Below are 18,187 nucleotides of genomic sequence, written 5' to 3'. Positions count from 1 at the left end.
ACCTGTTCCCAGGATCAAGATGGGCCCCAGCGTTCGCCGGGGCGACGACAATGCGGCCTTCGACTGTTGAGCCCACGTCCGAGATGACGCCGAGCGACTGCCCCTGATGTCCTCCTACGCCAGCTCTCCCGCGCCCCGGCCCGGCGATGTCGCCGGCACGCTGCGTCTGCTCGCCTATCTCGCGCTGTCGTGTGCGCTGGTGGTCAGTGATCATCAGGGCGGCTGGCTGTCGCAGTTCCGCCAGCAGGCCAGCGTGGCGATGCAGCCGTTGTGGTGGCTGGCGGGTCTGCCGTCGCGGCTCGGCGACAGCATGCGCAACGATGCCGCCACACGTACCCAGCTGTCTGCAGACAACCGCCGCCTGCGCAACGAACTGCTGGTGCTCAACGCCGGCCAGGCGCGGCTGCGCGTGGAAGCGGTCGAGAATGCGCGGCTGCGCGCGCTGCTCGGCGCGGTGGAGCAGGGCAGTCTCGACGTGCAGCTGGCGCCGATCCTCGATGTCGACCAGGACCCCACGCGCCAGCGCCTGCTGCTCGATGCCGGCAGCCGCAACGGCGTGCGCGTCGGCCAGAGCGTCATCGATGCCGGCGGCCTGCTCGGTCAGGTCATCACGGTGACGCCGCTGACCTCGACCGTGCTGCTGGTGACCGATCTCGAGCACGCGGTGCCGGTGATTATCGCCCGCAACGGCGTGCGTCTGGTCGCCTACGGCAGCGGCCGCGCCGATCATCTGGCGCTGCGCAACGTGCCGCTGTCGGCCGATGTCGAAGTCGGCGACACGCTGGTGACCTCGGGTCTGGGCGGCCGCTTTCCGCCGGGTTTTCCGGTGGGCACGATCACCGAACTGCAGCCCGACGACAGCCGCGCGTTCCTGGTCGGCGATCTGACCCCGGCCGCGCAGCTCGACCGCGGTCGCGACGTGCTGCTGCTGCGCGATGTGGTGGTGCCGGTGACAACGGCCGATCTGGAAGCCGCCGCTGCCGAGCGCGAAGCGGCCGCGCGCGCGCAGGCCGAGGCCGACGCGGCCGCAGCGCCGGTCGGCGGCACCGAAGCGACGACGCCCGACACCGGCGATACGTCACCCGCTGACGCGCCGCCGGCGACGCAAACACCGACACCGCCCTCGACACCGCCCGCGCAGGCGCCGCAGCGATGAGCCGTCGCCGCAATCCCTGGATCCTGCCGGCCAGCCTGTTCGTCGCGCTGCTGCTCGGCCTGCTGCCGCTGCCGCCGGGCCTGCAGCCGTTCCGGCCATTTTGGCTGGCGCTCGTCGTCGCCTACTGGGTGATCGAGGATCCCGATCGCGCCGGTCTGGGCTTCGCGTTCTCGATGGGCCTGATCGCCGATCTCGCGTTTGGTGGTCTGCTCGGCGAACAGGCGCTGCGGCTGGTCATGATGGCCTTCATCCTGCAGCGCTTCCGCTCGCAGCTGCGCTTCTTCCCGGTCGCGCAGCAGGCGCTGGCGATCGGCGGCCTGCTGCTCAACGACCGCGTCATCAGCGCAGCGATCCATGTCGCGCTCGGCGTGCCGCAGCTGCCGTGGGCGTACTGGCTGGCGCCGCTGATCGGCATGCTGCTGTGGGCGCCGCTGTATCTCGTCATGGACGCACTGCGCTTCGGGCGTAAAACCTGAGCCATGGCCAGACGCGGTCGCCGTCCCGATATCCGCAACAACGCCACCGAAGCCGCCGCGTTCCGCACGCGTGCGGTGATCGGATTCGGCGCCGTCGTGATCGCGCTGGGCGTGCTCGCCGGCTGGTATTTCAAGCTGCAAGTCATCGACCACGACATCTACGCCAAGCGCTCGGAAGCCAACCGCATCAAGCCGCGACCGGTGGTGCCGGGGCGCGGGCTGATCCTCGACCGCAAGGGCCGCATCCTGGCCGAGAACGAACAGGCGTATCGCCTCGAAGTCACGCCGGAGGAAGCCGGCGACACGCGTCAGCTGATCAGCGAGCTGTCGCGGATCATCGCGCTGTCGCCTGACGACATCGCGCGCTTCGACCGCGAGCGCAAGGCGCAGCGCGGGTTCCGCGCGGTCACGCTCAAGCTGCGCATCAGCGAGGACGAGATGGCGCGCTTCGCGCTCGACCGCTGGCGTTTCCCCGGCGTCGAAGTGGTGCCGTATCTCAACCGCTACTACCCCTACGGCGATCTGTTCGCGCACGTGGTCGGGTACGTCGGCCGCACCGACGAGAGCGACGTCACGCGCTACGGCCAGGCGCATCTGCTGTATCCGCAGACCGGACGCACGGGGCTGGAGCGGTATTACGACGAGGCGCTGCGCGGCAAGATCGGTTACGAGCAGGTCGAGACGAATGTCGAAGGACGCGCGCTGCGCCGGCTCGGCCTGCTGCCGGCGACCGCCGGCGCGGATCTGCGCCTGAGCGTCGACGCCGATCTGCAGCAGGCCATGGTGCTGGCCTTCGGCGGTCTGCACGGCTCGGCGGTCGCGGTGGAACCGGCGACCGGCAACATCCTCGGCATGGTCAGCCTGCCGAGCTTCGATCCCAACCTGTTCGTCAACGGCATCTCGCATGACGACTACCGCAGCCTGATGGACGATCCCGCGCGTCCGCTGTTCAACCGCAACGTGCTCGGCGGCGGCCCGCCGGGTTCGACGATCAAGCCGCTGGTTGCGCTGGCCGGTGTCGACAGCGGGCTGCGCACGCCGGAATCGCGCGTGTTCTCGACTGGCGAGTTCTTCATTCCCGGGCAACGCCGCGGCTATCGCGATGCCGCGCGCGGTGCCGGCTGGACCGACCTGCGCGATTCGATCGCGCGTTCGGTGAACTACTACTACTACCAGCTCGCCTACGAGATGGGCATCGAGCGTTTCGACCAGTACATGACGCGCTACGGCTTCGGGCAGCCGACCGGCATCGATCTGCTCGGCGAGAACGCCGGCATCGTGCCGTCGCCGCGCTTCAAGGCATCGCGCACGCGCGAGCCCTGGTACGCGGGCGAAACGGTGATCGCCGGCATCGGTCAGGGTTACTGGATCGCGACCGCGCTGCAGCTCGCGCGCGGCACCGCGGCGATCGCCAATGGCGGGGAACTCAACACGCTGCATCTGGCCAACGAACGCCGCGACGGTTTCGACGCGCCGTGGCGTCTGGTCCCGCGCCCGGCGTCGACGTCGATCACCGACAACCCGGCGCATCTGCGCGCGGTGCAGGAAGGCATGGTCACCACGATCCACGGCCGCGGCACCGGCACGCGCATGGCGATCGGCGCCGAATACCGCATGGCCGGCAAAACCGGTACCGCGCAGCGCGTGAGTCGCCGCGGCAGCGCGAGCATGGACCCGCGCAGCCTGCCGTATCACCTGCGCCATCAGGCGCTGTTCGTCGGCTACGCGCCGGCCGAGAACCCGACGATCGCCGTCGCGATCACCGTCGAACACGGTGGCTACGGTGGCAGCACGGCGGCACCGATCGCGCGCCGCATCTTCGATGCCTGGCTGCTCGGCAAGATGCCTGAAGTCGAAATCGACGCCGCCACCGGCGCACCGGCCGCGGTGGCCGCGATCGTGCCCGAGGCCGACCTCGCACCCGAGCCCTCATTCGAAGCGGTGGTCGCCGGCGTGCGCACCGCGCCGCGCGATGCCAACGGCAAGTTCCCGGGCGTGATGCCGACCGCGTCGCCTGCGCCTGTGAACAACGCCGCACCGCCGACGGAGCCGACGCCATGAACGTGATCCTGCGCTGGCTGCTGGAGATGCTTCAGCGTTTCACCCGCACGCTGGACTGGCCGCTGCTCGCCGCGCTGGTCGCGCTGATGTGCATCGGCCTCGCCGTGCTGCACAGCGCGACCAACCAGAACGTCGCGATGGTCGCGTCGCAGGGCAGCCGTTTCGTCATCGGTCTCGGTGCGATGTGGGTGTTGTCGCGCATTCCCGCCGTGCAGCTGCGTCGTTTCACCCCGGCTGCGTACGTCGCATCCTTGCTGCCGCTGATCGCCGTGCTGTTCATGGGGACCGGCCGCAGCGGTCAGCACTGGCTCAATCTCGGCGTGTTCTACGTGCAGCCGGCCGAGCTGATGAAGCTGTCGCTTCCGATGATGGCGGCCTGGTGGCTGGGCCAGCAGCCCACGCCGCCGCGGCTGGGCACGATCGCGATCACCGCTGCGATCATCGGTCTCCCGACCGGCCTGATCCTGCTGCAGCCCGATCTGGGCACCGCGGTGCTGGTGGCCTCGGGCGGCGTGTTCGCGCTGTATCTGGCCGGGCTGTCGTGGTGGTGGTTCATCGGCGGCGCCGCGGCGTTCGCGGTGGCCGCCCCGGCGGCGTGGTTCTGGTATTTCCAGCAGTACCAGAAGGACCGCATCCTGACCTTCCTCGATCCCGAATCCGATCCGCTGGGCACGGGCTGGAACATCATCCAGTCGAAGATCGCGATCGGTTCCGGCGGTTTCTCGGGGCAGGGCTGGGGCGATGGCTCGCAGTCGCATCTCAATTACGTGCCCGAGCACACCACCGACTTCATCTTCGCGGTGCTGAGCGAGGAATTCGGGTGGCTGGGCGTCAGCGTCGTGCTGGGCCTGTACCTGTTCATCGTCGGCCGCTGCCTGTGGATCGCCAGCGAGGCGCGCGATGGATTCTCGCGGTTGCTGGTCGGCAGCCTGGGCCTCGCGCTGTTCGTCTACGTCATAGTCAACGGCGGCATGATTTCCGGCCTGCTGCCGGTGGTCGGCGTGCCGATGCCGCTGCTGAGTTTCGGCGGCACGGCGGCGGTCTCGCTGCTGGCCGGCTTCGGCGTGGTGATGGCCGTGCAGGCGAGTGCGACGCGGCGCCGCTGAGCGACATCTCAATCCTTACCGGCCCTGACTGCGCCCGCGCAACGCTGCGTGCCGCGCGCACGTGCGTGCTAACCTCGCCGCCGATGAGCCGACGCCCTTTTTTCCGACTCGCCGTGGCCGCGCTGCCGTTCGCATTGGCAGCGTGTGCGACACCCGTTAACCCGTCCGATGGCCATGCCGAGGACTACGGTGCGGTGACGCCGCTGCCCGAGCCTGCGCGCGCTGAAGGCGCCCTGCTGGCGCCGGTGCCGCAGCCACCCGAACGCCCGGTCGCGCCGACCTCGGTCACCGATCCGGCGATCCCACGCGCGCAGCGCGTCGAGAACTTCGTCGACTACACCGTGCAGACCTACGGCGCCGATCCGGCGCACGTGCGCAGCGTGCTGTCGAAGGCGCAGGTGCAGCAGGCGATCCTCACCGCGATCAGCCGCCCGGCCGAAGCGGTGCGTCCGTGGCGCGACTACCGACCCATCTTCATCAACGACGCGCGCATCAACGGCGGCGTGGCGTTCTACCGCGAGAACCGCGCCGCGCTTGATCGCGTGGCCGCCGACACCGGCGTGCCGGCCGAGTACATCGTCGCGATCATCGGGGTGGAAACCAGCTACGGCCGCATCACCGGCAACTGGAAGGTGATCGACGCGCTGTACACGCTGTCCTTCGACTACGCGCCGCGTGCGCCGTTCTTCGCCGGCGAACTCGCGCAGCTGTTCGCGCTGGAGAAGGCCGAGCCGCAGCTCGATGTGCTGGAACTCAAGGGCAGCTACGCCGGCGCGATGGGCATGGGCCAGTTCATGCCGTCGAGCTATCGCCTGTGGGCGAAGGATGGCGACGGCGATGGCCGCCGCGACTTGCTGACCCACAAGCCTGATGTCTTTGCGTCGATCGCCAATTACTTCGTCGTGCACGGCTGGCAGCGTGGCGGCCCGGTCGTGTCCCGCGCACAGCGCGCTGCGTCGGCGGCCGACTTCAAGCCCGAGAACTGGGATCCGGTGTATCCACTGTCTGATCTGGCGAAGCGCGGCTACACGCCGGCGCCCGGCCAGCCGACCGGCGAAGGCGCGACGTTGCTGTCGCTCGATGGCGAGGCCGGCATGGAGTACTGGCTGGCGTATCGCAACTTCTACGTGATCACCCGCTACAACCGATCGCCGATGTACTCGCTGTCGGTGCACCAGCTCGCACAGGCGATCCGGGCCGGGGTCGGTCCGTGATCCGATGGCTGCTGCCGCTGGCGTCGGTGGCCCTGCTGGCGGGCTGCGCGGGAAATGCAAAGCGTGGCGCCGCGCCTGCCGCAGGCAGTACCGTCTCGGCGCCGGCACACGGCGGCAGCACGCACCGGCCGGCATCGGGCCAACGCGGCGTCTCGCCGTATGCGCCCGCGCAGGAAGACCCGAACACCCGGGGCCATTACACCGCCGGCGGCCTGTACCGCCCGGGCGTGCCTGACAGCCTTCCCGACTATCTGCCCAACGTCGACGCGATTCCGGAGCCGGAGGTCGTCGATCTGCCGCGTTCGCCGGTCGGCAACCGCAGCCCCTACCAGGTGCTGGGCAAGAGCTATCGCGTGCTCGACGACCACAGCGAATTCGCCGAGACCGGCACCGCGTCCTACTACGGCGCCAAGTTCCACGGCCGCCTGACCTCGAACCGCGAGGTCTACGACATGTACGCGTTCACCGCCGCGCACAAGTCGCTGCCGCTGCCGAGCTTCGCGCGCGTGACCAATCTCGATACCGGCAAATCGGTGGTCGTGCGTGTCAATGATCGCGGCCCGTTTCACGAAGGCCGCGTCGTCGATCTGAGCTACGCCGCGGCGGTGAAGATCGGTATCCATCCTGCCGGCACGGGTCGCGTCGAAGTACGCGCTTTGAGCCCGGGCGAGAACGCCCGCAACGATTACGACGCCGTCGCCAGCGCGCCTGCGCCGCGTCCGACGGTTGTTCCCGCGACCGCCACCGCATCGGTCGCGCCCGCAGCCACGACCACGGCAGCCGCCAGCGCGATGGACGCGATCGTCGAGGCCCTGCCGATCGCCAGTGCCCAGGCCGGCGAGCGCCCCGCGCCCGCACCGCAGGGCGACGCGTCGAACGGTCGCTTCAACATGTATCAGAACGGCAAGGTCATGACCGCGGACGATTTCGACGCCTGGCTCGCCTCGCGCGGCATCAAGCTCGAGAACGGCCGTCAGGTGCCGCTGCATCCGCAGCCCGCAGCGACACCGGCTGCGACGCCGGCCGCCGCACCGGTTGCAGTGGCTGCCGTGACCGCACCAACGCCGATGCCTCCGCCCGTGCGCACCGCCGCTGCCGCCCTGGGCGGCGTGACCCTGCAGGTCGCCGCCTTCGGCGCCCGCGCCAACGCCGAACGCGCGCTCGCTACATTGCGCGGCGCCGGTATCGCCGCGGCCCAGCTGCAGGACGGCACCGCCGCCGGCAAGCCGGTCTGGCGCCTGCGCGTGGGCCCGGTCGAAGCGACGCAGGTCGCCGAAGTGTCCTCGCGCGTCGCCGGCCTCGGCTTCGGCGCGCCCACCGTCGTCCGCGATTGAATCCTGTCCATCAACCGCCGGTCGACGCGGCCGGTTCCCCGGAGTTGTGCATTACATGAAAGTGTCCGTAGTCGTTTCGCGCATGTTGCTGGCCGCGCTGGCCACCGCCACGGTGGGTATCGCCGTCGCGCAGGATCCCGCGCCTACGCCGCAGCCCGCGCCCCGGCCTGCCGCGCCTGCCGCCGCCGCGCCCGCGCTCAGCGACGACCTGCCGACGCCGCCCCCGCCGACCATTACCGGCACCGCCTGGATCGTCATGGATTTCGCCACCGGCCAGATGCTGGCGGGCGACAATCCGGACGAGCGCGTCGAGCCGGCGAGCATCACCAAGGTGATGACCAGCTATGTGATCGCCGCCGAGCTCGCCGCCGGCAAGATCAAGCCTGACGACCAGGTGCTGATGAGCGAGAACGCCTGGCGCAAGGGCGGCGCGGGTACCGACGGCAGCTACAGCGGTTTCCCGGTCAACCAGCGTGCGCCACTGCTGGACATGGAAATCGGCATGGTCGTGCAGTCCGGCAATGACGCCGCGATCGCACTGGCCGAGCACGTCGCCGGCAGCGAGGAAGCGTTCGCCCAGTTGATGAACGCCTACGCCGCGCGCATCGGCATGAAGAACAGCCACTTCGAGAACGCGACCGGCCTGTCGGGCCCGGAGCATTACTCGACGGCGCGCGACCTCGCGATTCTCGGCCGCGCGATGGTGCGCGACTTCCCTGAGGAATACGCGCACAACAAGATCAAGGAATTCACCGTCGGGCCGATCACCCAGCACAACCGCAACCGTCTGCTGTGGCGCGACGACAGCGTCGACGGCATCAAGACCGGTCACCACAGCGGCGCCGGCTATTGCCTGATGGCGTCGGCCCTGCGCGGCGACCAGCGTCTGATCTCGGTGGTCATGGGCTCGACCAGCGAGACACAGCGCGCCACCGATTCGCTGGCGCTGCTCAACTGGGGCTTCCGCTTCTTCGAAACCCACGCCGTCTACGACGCCGGCAAGGCCGTCGCGACGCAGAAGGTCTGGAAGGGCAAGACCAACGAAGTGCAGCTGGGCGTCGCCGAGCCGATGCTGGTCTCGATGCCGCGCGGCAAGTACGCGCAGCTCAAGCCGTCGATGGACATCCCGCAGACGCTGGAAGCCCCGATCGAAAAGGGCCAGGCCATCGGCACCGTGCGCGTCGAACTCGACGGCAAGGTCATCGCCGAGCGTCCGCTGGTCGCGCTGGAAGCGGTGGAAGAAGCCGGTTTCTTCAAGCGCCTGTGGCACGAGTTCCTGATGTGGTGGAACGCCTAAGAGCGGGTGCTTCGTCAAACCCTTCCCCCTCTGGGGTAAGGTGCCCGAAGGGCGGATTAGGGTGCTGTTGAAGCCGTCCGCGTACTGCCCCGGCCCTCACCCGACGCGCTGCGCGCGTCGACCTCTCCCAGAAGGAGAGGTGTCATTGGATTTGCTGTATCCACCGCTTGGGTTCGGCGACCTCTGCCCCGATAATCCCGCGATGGACATCTCCTCCGACAACCCCGACCACGGCTTCCAGTTTCCTGGCGTCTTCGAGATCACCGCGATGGGGCCGGCCGCTGCCGGACTCGATGCCGAGATCCCGCGCCTGCTGACCGCAGCCGGTATCGCCGTGCTCCACGAAACCGTCACCGCGCGCGAGTCGAGCGGCGGCAAGTACGTGTCGATCAAGCTCAGCATCCGTGCCGAATCGCGCGAGCAGTACGACGCCGCGCACGCGGCCCTGCGCGACCATCCCGAAGTGAAGTGGACGCTGTAACACATCGATCGGGACGCCGCGCATGATCCGCCAGCTGCTCTATCGCAGCGGCCAGCTGCATGAGTTCACCGGGCCGGACATGGCGCGTCTGCTGTTACAGGCCCGCACCTTCAACGCGCGTCACGGCATCGGCGGCATGCTGCTGTGGCAGGACGGGCTGTTCATGCAGTTGCTCGAAGGCCCGGCTGCCGCGGTCGATGCGCTGTATGCGCGCATCGCCTCTGATCCACGCCACTGCGAGGTACGTCTGATGGTCCGCGCCGAACGCACCGCGCCGCTGTTGCCCGGCTCGCACATGGCCTGGTGCGAGGCACCGCTGGACGGGGAAGCGCTTGAGTTCGAGGGGCTCGAAACCGACAGCCAGGCGCTGGCGCTGCTCGAAAGCGCGCGCAGCGATCGTGTCGCCGCGGCGATGCGCGATTTTTTGCACGGCGCGCCGGTCCCCATCGGCGGACTCGGCTGCGCGCGCGTCATGGAGCGGGTGCTGTGAGTACGCCGGCGATTGTTCGTCAGCTCGGCCGGCAGCCCTACAAGCCGGTGTGGCGCGCGATGCAGCGCTTCACCGATGCGCGCGGCGCGAACGGCACGGACGAGCTGTGGGTTGTCGAGCACGATCCGGTGTTCACCCTCGGCCAGGCCGGTAAGCCCGAACACGTGCTCGCGCCCGGCGATATTCCGGTGGTGCAGGTCGATCGCGGCGGGCAGGTGACCTATCACGGCCCCGGCCAGCTCGTGGTCTACCCGCTGCTGAACCTGCCGCGGCTGAAGATCGGCGTGCGCGAGTACGTCTGCAGGATCGAACAGTCGATCATCGACACCCTCGGCGACTGGAACATCGAAGCCGTGCGCCGCGAGGGCGCGCCGGGCGTCTACGTCAACGACGCCAAGATCGCCGCGCTCGGCATCCGCGTGCGTCGCGGCTGCACCTTCCACGGTCTGGCGTTCAACGTCGTAATGGATCTCGAACCCTTCCAGCGCATCAATCCCTGCGGCTACGAAGGCCTGCAGGTGGTGTCGTTGAGCGATCTCGGCGGGCCGTCCTCGCCCGACGCGGTGGCACCCATGCTGCTCGAGAATCTGGCCGCGCAGTTCGGACTGTCGATGACCGCGGGGCCGCCGCCGGTGTTGTAGGCGCGTGGGCGGTGGACATGTTCGAGACGAAAATTGCTGCGCTAGGCCAGATTTTCGTCGGCTTGCAGGCCCGTAGTGGTGCTACGGGTCAAAAGCTGGCGGAAAATGGACCGGGCAGCGGGCTCTGCAGTCCGGACGATTTCTGCCGCTCACGCGCCTGGCCCACTGAATGACACGCAGCGTCCCCGGCGCCTGGCAAGACAGTGCCGGACCGGGGGCCTACAATGACCCTCCGCCCGCAGTCCTGGCCGCCATGTCCTCTTCCGTCGACAAATCGATCCCGCTGCAGGTGGTGTCCACCCCGCCGCCGGCGTCGCTTCAGACCGGCGTCAAGCAGGTGGCGGGCGATAAGATCGCGCGCTCGCCGGTGCAGTTCGCCGATGCGCCCGTGCTGCGCAAGCCGTCGTGGATCCGCGTGCGCATTCCGTCCAACGGCGCGGTGGCCGCGCTGAAGGCGAAGCTGCGCGAGAACCGTCTGGTCACGGTCTGCGAAGAAGCCAGCTGCCCGAATATCCATGAATGCTTCGGCCACGGCACCGCGACCTTCATGATCCTCGGCGAGGTCTGCACGCGCCGCTGTTCGTTCTGCGACGTCGCCCACGGCCGGCCCAAGCCGCCGGATGCGAGCGAGCCGCTGAACCTCGCGAACACGATCGCCGACATGGGCCTGAAGTACGTCGTGATCACGTCGGTCGACCGCGACGATCTGCGCGACGGCGGTGCCCAGCATTTCGTCGACTGCATCCGCGAAGTCCGTGCGCAGTCGCCGCACATCCGCATCGAAGTGCTGACGCCCGACTTCCGCGGCAAGGGCCGCATGGAGCGCGCGCTGGAGATCCTCAAGACCAACCCGCCCGACGTGTTCAACCACAACGTCGAGACGGTGCCGGGTCTCTACCGCAACGTGCGCCCGGGCGCGGATTACCAGTGGTCGCTCGACCTGCTGAAGAAGTTCAAGGCCCAGCATCCGGACGTGCCGACCAAGTCCGGCATCATGCTCGGCCTCGGCGAGAACATGGAACAGGTGCAGGGCACGCTGCGTGACCTGCGTGCGCATGATGTGGAGATGGTCACCATCGGCCAGTACCTGCAGCCCAGCGCGCACCACCATCCGGTGCTGCGTTACTGGACGCCCGAAGAGTTCCGCGCGCTCGAGGATTACGGCATGGCACTGGGTTTCAGCCACGTTGCCTCCGGCCCGCTGGTGCGCTCGTCGTACCACGCCGACCAGCAGGCGATGGACGCCGGCGTAGCTGCCTGATTCCGGTTCGGATACTGCCCGACCCGCGTTGTAGTTCGGCACCGCAGAAGAGCTGCACCTCTCCCTCTGGGAGAGGTCGACGCGCAAAGCGCGTCGGGTGAGGGCAGGGCGTCATGGATCATTCCAGACGTGTTCCCTTTTTCCTGTCCCTTGGGCACTCCGTCTCCGGAAGGTCACGCGCGTCCGGGATAATCGATAACCCCGGCTGTGTTCGCCGGGACTTCCGATCCGCCTCCTGCGACTGACGCCGCGATGAACGCAGCGTTGATTCATCCTGTTTCCGTACAGTCGATTGCATGCAACGTGCAACTTTCGGCACTGTCGACACGTCTGTTCACGCGACACGCTCGAAGGCATGTCGCATGATGACCGCATCCGCAATCCAGGACCCTGCATGAAAGCTTCCCGCGTCGTTTCCGGCTCCCTGATCGCTCTCGCGCTGGCGGTACCGCTCGCGCTGATGGCCAGGCCCGACGCCATCGCCAATGTGCCGATGACGCCGAACGCCGACCAGGTGGCCGCATCGAAGCTCGTCTACGGATTGCTGTCCGACAGCCGCTACGCCTACCGGCCGCGCGCGCTCGACGCGAGCCTGTCGGGCGAGATCTTCGACCGCTATTTCGAGAATCTCGACGCCGGCAAGCTGTTCTTCACCCAGCAGGACATCACCCGCTTCGAACCGCTGCGCGCAGGCATGGGCGCAGCCGTCCGCGACGGCGATGTGGCTCCTGCGCTGGAGGTCTTCGCGCTCTACAAGCAGCGCGTCAACGAGCGCATCACCGGCGCGCGCGAACTGCTCAAGCAGGACATCTTCGATTTCAGCGGCAGCGATCGCTGGGAATACGACCGCGAGGACGCGCTGTGGGCCGCCGATTCCACCGAGCTCGACGCCCTGTGGCGCCAGTCGGTGCGCAACGACTGGCTGCGCTTGAAGCTCGCCGGCAAGGCCGACGACGAGATCCGCAAGACGCTCGACCGTCGCTACCTCAACACCGCGAACACGGTCGCCGCGCTCAACGACGAAGACGCCTTCAGCAGCTTCCTCAACGCCTACACCGGTTCGATCGACCCCCATACCGATTACTTCAATCCGCGTGCGGCGCGTCTGTTCAACCAGAGCATGTCGCTGTCGCTCGAGGGCATCGGCGCGCAGTTGCAGAAGCAGGACGACGTGGTGGTGATCCGCGAGGTCATCGCTGGCGGTCCCGCTGCGATCAGCAACCGCTTCAAGCCGGGCGATCGCATCGTCGGCGTCGGCCAAGGCACCAACGGCCCGATGGAAGACGTGATCGGTTGGCGCATCGACGACGTGGTCGACAAGATCAAGGGTCCGAAGGACACGCAGGTGCGCCTGGACGTCATTCCCGCCGAGGCCACGCTCGACAGCGAGCCGGTGCGCATCACGCTGACCCGTGCGCGCGTGCGTCTGGAAGAGCAGGCGGCCAAGGCCGAAACGCTCAAGCTGCCGGCCGATACCGAAGGCGGCCGCGAGAAGCAGATCGGCGTGATCAAGCTGCCGGCGTTCTACCAGGACTTCGAAGGCCGCCGTAACCGCGATGGCGAATACGCGTCGGCGACGCGCGACGTCGCGCGCCTGCTCGAAGCGTTCAAGACGCAGAAGGTCGATGGCGTCGTGCTTGATCTGCGCAACAACGGTGGCGGTTCGCTCAACGAGGCGGTCGAACTGACCGGTCTCTTCATCGACCAGGGCCCTGTGGTGCAGGTGCGCGAATCCGGCGGCCGTGTCGGCGTGCAGGGCGATCGCGAACCGGGCGTGGCCTGGGACGGTCCGCTGGCGGTGCTGATCAACCGCGGTTCGGCGTCGGCGTCGGAAATCGTTGCGGGTGCCATCCAGGATTACGGCCGCGGCCTGATCATCGGCGAAACCACCTTCGGCAAGGGCACGGTGCAGAACCTGGTCGACCTCGACCGCTGGCCGGCGAACGAGACCAAGCGCTTCGGCCAGGTGAAGCTGACGATCGCGCAGTTCTTCCTGCCGGGCGGCAGCAGCACGCAGAACAAGGGCGTCGAGCCGGACATCCATTTCCCGGTGACGGTCGATGCGACCGAATTCGGCGAAAGCACCTACGACAACGCCCTGCCGTGGACGCGCATCGCCGCGGTGCCGCACACCCAGTACGGCGATTTCGCGCCGCTGCTGCCGCGCCTCGAGCAGCTGCACGACACGCGCGTCGCGACCGACAAGGAATTCGTCTGGTGGGCCGAGGACATCGCCGAATTCCGCGCCGAGCGCGAGAAGAAGTTCGTGTCGCTCAACGAGGCCGAGCGTCGCGCCGAGCGTGACCGCCAGACCGAGAAGCGCCAGGTGCGTCAGGAAGAGCGTCGGGCGCTGGGTCTGGAACTCGATCCGCTGGCCGAGGATTCGGACGACGACGGCCTGCAGGCCAACGAGCGTGCAATCGCCCAGCAGAACCGTCTGGAAAAGGCGGCCGAAGAACGCCCGGATCCGCTGCTGCGCGAATCAGCGGCGATCCTGGCCGATGCGGTGCGTCTGCTCAACGCCGACCGCGATCTGTCGGCGACGGTGTTGCCGGTGTCGACCGCGCCGGGCCGCTGGGCGCGCTGATCCGCTGACACGTTTCAAGACGAAGCCGCCGCGAATGATCGCGGCGGCTTTTTTTTGTCGGGGCGTCCGCACGGGATTTCGGCACCCCGATACCGTCATTCCGGCGAAAGCCGGAATCCATTTTGCTTTCGGCTGCTCGCGGGCGGCGAAGACATCGCGAAGATCAAGATGGATTCCGGCTTTCGCCGGAATGACGGAGTAGAGGGGCTCCGAGAGCTCCTCGTACTTCTCCCGATTGCCGCACCGCTGCAACACCACCGTTCCAGCCGTGCAACGGGGCGCGGGCGTAGAATTCCGCTCCCGCATCCGCGGTCGTCTTTTTCTTCGGAACCTCCATGAGCGTCGCGCCGGTGTCGCGTCCCGCCTCGGTCCTGGCCATCGCGCTGGCGCTAGCGGCCGTCTATCTCGTCTGGGGGTCGACCTATCTCGCGATCCGCTTCGCCCTCGAAGGCGGCTATCCGCCGCTGCTGATGGCAGGCATGCGTTTCATCGTCGCCGGTGGCCTGATGTACGCGGCGCTGCGCCTGCGCGGTGTGCCGGCGCCGACGCGCAACCAGTGGAAGACCCTGCTGGCGATGGGCGTGCTGCTGCTCGGTCTAGGCAACGGCATGGTCTGCATCGCCGAACAGAGCGTGTCATCGGGTCTCGCCGCAGTCGCGGTCGCGTCGGCGCCGATCTGGATCGCATTGTTCGCAGCGATCCGCGGTGATCGTCCCTCCCGCGTCGAATGGGCAGGCCTCGCAGTCGGTTTCGCCGGCGTGTTGTGGCTCAACGCCGGCAGCTCGCTGACCGCGACGCCGACCGGTCTGATCGCCCTGCTGATCGCGCCGCTGGCCTGGGCCTTCGGTTCGGTGTGGAGCCGCGGCCGGGATCTGCCGTCGCCGTTCATGGCGGCCGCGGCGCAGATGCTCGCCGGCGGCGTGATCATCCTCGCGGTGGGCCTGCTGATCGGCGAACGCTTCCATGAGCTGCCGACGCTCAAGGGCACGCTGTCGGTCGCGTATCTCGCGTCCTTCGGTTCGATCATCGGTTTCACCGCCTACGTCTGGCTGCTGCACAACGTGCGCCCGACGCTCGCCGGCAGCTACGCCTACGTCAATCCGGCGATCGCCGTGCTGCTCGGCGCGTGGCTCGCCTCGGAGCGCTTCCACGTCAACGATCTCGGCGCGATGGCGGTGATCCTGGTCGCCGTCGTCGCGATCACGCTGGGCCGCGCGCGCGCGAAGAAGCCGGTGCCGACACCGGCCGCAGCGATCGCCGGAGAGGATCCATGATCGACGCCGCACAGAGCCGCCGCGGATTGTGGATCGCGGTCGCGGCCTTCGTGATCTGGGGCCTGATGCCGCTGTACTGGTACGTGTTGCGGGACGTGCCGTCGCTGCAGATCGTGCTGCACCGCTCGATCTGGTGCGCGATTCTGGTCGCGGCGTTCCTGACCATCCGCCAGGGCCGCGGCTGGCTGCGCGAGATCTTGGCGCAACCGAAGCTCGCCGGCATGCTCGCGATGTCGGGCTGTCTGATCGCGGCGAACTGGGCGCTGTACGTGTGGGCGGTCAACAGCGGCCACGTGGTCGAAGCGAGCCTGGGCTACTTCATCAATCCGCTGCTCAACGTCGTGATCGGCGTGGTGTTCCTGCGCGAGCGGCTGTCGCTGCCGCAGTGGATCGCGGTCGCGCTGGCCGGCGGCGGCGTCGCCTGGCTGACATTCAACTACGGCAGCTTTCCGTGGATCGCGCTGTGCCTGGCGACGTCGTTCGCGCTGTACGGACTGATCCGCAAGTTCGCCGCGGTCGAAGCGGTGCAGGGACTCGGCGTCGAGAACCTGTTCGTGTTCGGTCCTGCGCTGCTCGCGCTGGTGTGGTTCGAGACGCAGGGCGGCGGCGGTTTCTTCTCGCTGCGCTGGGGTGGCTGGACCGACGTGCTGCTGGTGCTCGGCGGCGCGCTGACCGCGATCCCGTTGATCTGTTTCGCCTATGCGGTGCGCCGCGTGCCGCTAACCGTGGTCGGCCTGCTGCAGTACATCGGCCCGACGCTGCAACTCTTGCTGGGCGTGTTCTTCTTCGGCGAAGCCTTCGGCATCGACCGCGCGGTCGGCTTCGGCTTCATCTGGGTCGGGCTGGTGGTGTTCGCGGTCGACGGCTATCTGCAGTCGCGCCGGCGGATCGTCGCGCAGCAGGCGTAACCGCGCCGCTATCTCGCATCCGGCTCTAGCGTGCAGCGAGCGCGGTCTGCGGACAGGCCGGTGCGTTGAACCAGTCGACGACGGTCGGCGCGAGACGGTCGAGCCGCATCGGCAGGCTGAGGTGGTCTTCGCCGGCGAGTTCCAGATAACGCGCACCCGGCACGGCTGCCGCGAGTGCGCGGCCATGTTCGACCGGCACGTGGCGATCCGCGTCGCCGTGCACCAGCAGCACGCAAGCCGGCGCCTGGGCCAGTGCGGCACCGACATCGACGCCGTCGAGCGGCAACGACAGCGTGTCGCCCGCGCGCACGATCGCTGCGTCCAGCACCGAGGCGTCGATGCGCCAGCGCAGCCAGCGCCGCGTGAGCTGCGCGTGCCAGCTGCCGCCGTCTTCGTCGAGCATGTGCGGCACCATGTCGCGGATCGCGGCGCCTGCGTTGTCGAAGGATTCCAGCGCGACGACGCGCTCGGCCTGCAGGCGCGGATCAGCCGCCGCGAACAGCGCCGTCGCCGCGCCGTAGGACACGCCGAACACGTGCAGCGGGCCGGCGATTTCGCCTTGCTCGCGTAGTGCGGCGACCGCGTCGACGACATCGCCTGCCTCGCGCGTGCCGTAGCCCGATGGCGCATGCCCGGAGCGGCCGTGGTTGCGCAGGTCCAGGGTGATCGTGCGATAGCCGGCTTCCGCCAGCGCGATCGACCACGGCAACAGCGAGCCGCCATCCATCATCCAGCCGTGCAGCAGCACGACGGTGCCGCGCGGCGTGGCCGACGGCGCGGACGGCGCGTGGAAATCGAGGGAAAAGTCGACGCCGTGCGGATCATCGGCCGGTCGCGTCCACGCGTAGTCCATGCCGTAATCACCCGGATCGAGCGCACGCCAGAACATCGAAACACCTTCGCTCGTGGTGACGTGTCCGCTGCGGTTCGGCAGCCGCGCAAATGCGGCCTCGACACGATCGGTCTGCAGCAACGGCGATGCACCGGGCGGCGCGACCAGCTTCGACGCCAGCGAATTCGCCATGCCCGGCCACGACGAGAATCCGGCGACGAGCAGACAAGCGGCGAGGAGGGCGGCGAGGCGGAGCATGGCAGCGGGCGGAGGCGAGGCGGCCGCGCAGACTAGCGACGCTGCGCCAGGCGTCGCTATCGCACTGCGATGACAGCTGCATGACAGACGGTCGCCGTTCATCGGCGTGAGCCGGTCGCTGCACCGGCCTTCTGGCACAGTGCGGCCATGTCGATCTGTCACGCCGGACTTTGCCGATGACCACCGCGCATGCCGCAATCGTGCTCGCCGCTGGTGGCAGCACGCGTCTGGGCCGGCCCAAGCAACTGCTGCGCCGCGACGGCGAAAGCCTGGTCGCGCGCGTCGTGCGGCTGGTCGCGGAAACGCATCCCTGCCGGCTCGTGGTCATGCTCGGCGCGTATCACGACGCGGTCGCCGCCGAGCTCGCGCCGTCGCCGCACGGCTTCGTCGAACTGCACGAGGTGCCGGACTGGCGCGAAGGCCTGTCCGCCAGCCTCGTCGCCGCATCGCGCGCGTTGCAGGCACATCGCGGGCCGGTGCTGGTGACCGGCATCGATCAGCCTGCGCTCAACGCGCTGCACCTGCGCGCGCTGCTGGACGGCTCGCGCAGTGTGCGTTCGGGCTGCGCGGCGGTGATGCACGGGGAGCGCCCTGGCGCGCCGGCGGTGCTGTCGCACACGCTGTTCGCGCAGGTGGATGCGCTGGAAGGGGATCGTGGATTCGGATCGTTGCTGGCGGCGTTGCCGGAAGAGGATCTGTTCCAGTTGCAGGCGCCTTCGTTGGCGCAGGACATCGACACGTCGGATGACGTGGCGCAGGCGCTGGCGGACGGGTTGCTGGATCGCGGGGTTTAAGCGAGAAGAGACGTGGG

Annotated in this window: 16 protein-coding genes; 15 read left to right on the top strand and 1 reads right to left on the bottom strand. The window is 68.4% G+C overall.

Going from position 1 to position 18,187, the window contains the following annotated elements:
• The first annotated feature begins 106 nt into the window (after nt 1–106).
• The 14 genes from mreC (at nt 107) to rarD (ending at nt 16,286) form a co-directional block, all read left to right on the top strand.
• Nucleotides 107–1,156, top strand: a complete 1,050-nt coding sequence (gene mreC, locus LU699_RS05660) for a rod shape-determining protein MreC (RefSeq protein ID WP_232134134.1) — start codon at nt 107–109, stop codon at nt 1,154–1,156.
• Entirely contained in the window at nt 1,153–1,632 is a 480-nt protein-coding gene (gene mreD / locus LU699_RS05655; protein WP_232134135.1) for a rod shape-determining protein MreD, read from the top strand. Before mreC ends, mreD begins: the two co-directional genes overlap by 4 nt.
• A 3-nt stretch (nt 1,633–1,635) precedes the next feature.
• On the top strand, nt 1,636–3,693 hold the full coding sequence (gene mrdA / locus LU699_RS05650; RefSeq protein WP_327058875.1) for a penicillin-binding protein 2: 2,058 nt from the start codon (nt 1,636–1,638) through the stop codon (nt 3,691–3,693).
• Nucleotides 3,690–4,799 carry a rod shape-determining protein RodA gene (rodA, locus tag LU699_RS05645; protein ID WP_232134136.1) on the top strand — a complete coding sequence of 370 codons (1,110 nt, stop codon included), beginning with the start codon at nt 3,690–3,692 and terminating at the stop codon, nt 4,797–4,799. Before mrdA ends, rodA begins: the two co-directional genes overlap by 4 nt.
• 83 nt (nt 4,800–4,882) lie before the next feature.
• A complete protein-coding gene (gene mltB / locus LU699_RS05640; RefSeq protein ID WP_232134137.1) occupies nt 4,883–6,013 on the top strand; it encodes a lytic murein transglycosylase B in 1,131 nt (376 codons plus the stop codon).
• Nucleotides 6,010–7,347 (top strand): septal ring lytic transglycosylase RlpA family protein, encoded by a 1,338-nt coding sequence (locus LU699_RS05635; RefSeq protein WP_232134138.1) that lies wholly within the window; start codon nt 6,010–6,012, stop codon nt 7,345–7,347. The genes mltB and LU699_RS05635 overlap by 4 nt, the downstream gene beginning before the upstream one ends.
• 55 nt (nt 7,348–7,402) lie before the next feature.
• On the top strand, nt 7,403–8,644 hold the full coding sequence (locus LU699_RS05630; protein ID WP_425491032.1) for a D-alanyl-D-alanine carboxypeptidase family protein: 1,242 nt from the start codon (nt 7,403–7,405) through the stop codon (nt 8,642–8,644).
• A 202-nt stretch (nt 8,645–8,846) separates the two neighbouring features.
• Nucleotides 8,847–9,125 (top strand): DUF493 family protein, encoded by a 279-nt coding sequence (locus LU699_RS05625; protein WP_232134139.1) that lies wholly within the window; start codon nt 8,847–8,849, stop codon nt 9,123–9,125.
• Nucleotides 9,126–9,147: 22 nt separating this feature from the next.
• On the top strand, nt 9,148–9,615 hold the full coding sequence (locus tag LU699_RS05620; protein ID WP_232134140.1) for a BLUF domain-containing protein: 468 nt from the start codon (nt 9,148–9,150) through the stop codon (nt 9,613–9,615).
• Entirely contained in the window at nt 9,585–10,256 is a 672-nt protein-coding gene (gene lipB, locus LU699_RS05615) for a lipoyl(octanoyl) transferase LipB (protein WP_232134749.1), read from the top strand. Before LU699_RS05620 ends, lipB begins: the two co-directional genes overlap by 31 nt.
• A gap of 253 nt (nt 10,257–10,509) precedes the next feature.
• Nucleotides 10,510–11,517, top strand: a complete 1,008-nt coding sequence (gene lipA, locus LU699_RS05610; RefSeq protein WP_232134141.1) for a lipoyl synthase — start codon at nt 10,510–10,512, stop codon at nt 11,515–11,517.
• A 394-nt stretch (nt 11,518–11,911) separates the two neighbouring features.
• On the top strand, nt 11,912–14,104 hold the full coding sequence (locus tag LU699_RS05605; RefSeq protein ID WP_232134142.1) for a carboxy terminal-processing peptidase: 2,193 nt from the start codon (nt 11,912–11,914) through the stop codon (nt 14,102–14,104).
• A gap of 335 nt (nt 14,105–14,439) precedes the next feature.
• Nucleotides 14,440–15,378 (top strand): drug/metabolite exporter YedA, encoded by a 939-nt coding sequence (yedA, locus tag LU699_RS05600; protein WP_232134143.1) that lies wholly within the window; start codon nt 14,440–14,442, stop codon nt 15,376–15,378.
• The gene (rarD, locus tag LU699_RS05595; RefSeq protein ID WP_232134144.1) at nt 15,375–16,286 is read left to right on the top strand and encodes an EamA family transporter RarD; all 912 of its coding nucleotides are present in this window, start codon (nt 15,375–15,377) and stop codon (nt 16,284–16,286) included. The genes yedA and rarD overlap by 4 nt, the downstream gene beginning before the upstream one ends.
• Before the next feature lie 25 nt (nt 16,287–16,311).
• Here rarD and LU699_RS05590 read toward each other — a convergent pair whose 3' ends face one another.
• Nucleotides 16,312–17,376, bottom strand: coding sequence for an alpha/beta fold hydrolase (locus tag LU699_RS05590; RefSeq protein ID WP_232134145.1), 1,065 nt, complete (start codon nt 17,374–17,376; stop codon nt 16,312–16,314).
• 176 nt (nt 17,377–17,552) lie between these two features.
• Between LU699_RS05590 and LU699_RS05585 the strand changes: the two genes are divergently transcribed.
• Nucleotides 17,553–18,170: a nucleotidyltransferase family protein gene (locus LU699_RS05585; protein ID WP_232134146.1), complete on the top strand. Its 618-nt coding sequence runs from the start codon at nt 17,553–17,555 to the stop codon at nt 18,168–18,170.
• Nucleotides 18,171–18,187 lie beyond the last annotated feature (17 nt).

Origin of the sequence: Luteimonas fraxinea (assembly GCF_021233355.1) — a bacterium.
Classification (GTDB): Bacteria; Pseudomonadota; Gammaproteobacteria; order Xanthomonadales; family Xanthomonadaceae; genus Luteimonas; species Luteimonas fraxinea.
The sequence above is the reverse complement of the archived record's forward strand: the minus strand, read 5'-3'. Positions and strand labels throughout refer to the sequence as shown.

Excerpts from the sequence above, each read along its gene's own strand:
- mreD (WP_232134135.1), top strand. The coding sequence starts at position 1,153 with ATGAGCCGTCGCCGCAATCCCTGGATCCTGCCGGCCAGCCTGTTCGTC.
- rarD (WP_232134144.1), top strand. The coding sequence starts at position 15,375 with ATGATCGACGCCGCACAGAGCCGCCGCGGATTGTGGATCGCGGTCGCG.
- mltB (WP_232134137.1), top strand. The coding sequence starts at position 4,883 with ATGAGCCGACGCCCTTTTTTCCGACTCGCCGTGGCCGCGCTGCCGTTC.
- LU699_RS05625 (WP_232134139.1), top strand. The coding sequence starts at position 8,847 with ATGGACATCTCCTCCGACAACCCCGACCACGGCTTCCAGTTTCCTGGC.
- LU699_RS05590 (WP_232134145.1), bottom strand. The coding sequence starts at position 17,376 with ATGCTCCGCCTCGCCGCCCTCCTCGCCGCTTGTCTGCTCGTCGCCGGA.
- LU699_RS05620 (WP_232134140.1), top strand. The coding sequence starts at position 9,148 with ATGATCCGCCAGCTGCTCTATCGCAGCGGCCAGCTGCATGAGTTCACC.
- mreC (WP_232134134.1), top strand. The coding sequence starts at position 107 with ATGTCCTCCTACGCCAGCTCTCCCGCGCCCCGGCCCGGCGATGTCGCC.
- LU699_RS05585 (WP_232134146.1), top strand. The coding sequence starts at position 17,553 with ATGACCACCGCGCATGCCGCAATCGTGCTCGCCGCTGGTGGCAGCACG.
- LU699_RS05630 (WP_425491032.1), top strand. The coding sequence starts at position 7,403 with ATGAAAGTGTCCGTAGTCGTTTCGCGCATGTTGCTGGCCGCGCTGGCC.
- mrdA (WP_327058875.1), top strand. The coding sequence starts at position 1,636 with ATGGCCAGACGCGGTCGCCGTCCCGATATCCGCAACAACGCCACCGAA.
- lipA (WP_232134141.1), top strand. The coding sequence starts at position 10,510 with ATGTCCTCTTCCGTCGACAAATCGATCCCGCTGCAGGTGGTGTCCACC.
- LU699_RS05605 (WP_232134142.1), top strand. The coding sequence starts at position 11,912 with ATGAAAGCTTCCCGCGTCGTTTCCGGCTCCCTGATCGCTCTCGCGCTG.
- rodA (WP_232134136.1), top strand. The coding sequence starts at position 3,690 with ATGAACGTGATCCTGCGCTGGCTGCTGGAGATGCTTCAGCGTTTCACC.
- yedA (WP_232134143.1), top strand. The coding sequence starts at position 14,440 with ATGAGCGTCGCGCCGGTGTCGCGTCCCGCCTCGGTCCTGGCCATCGCG.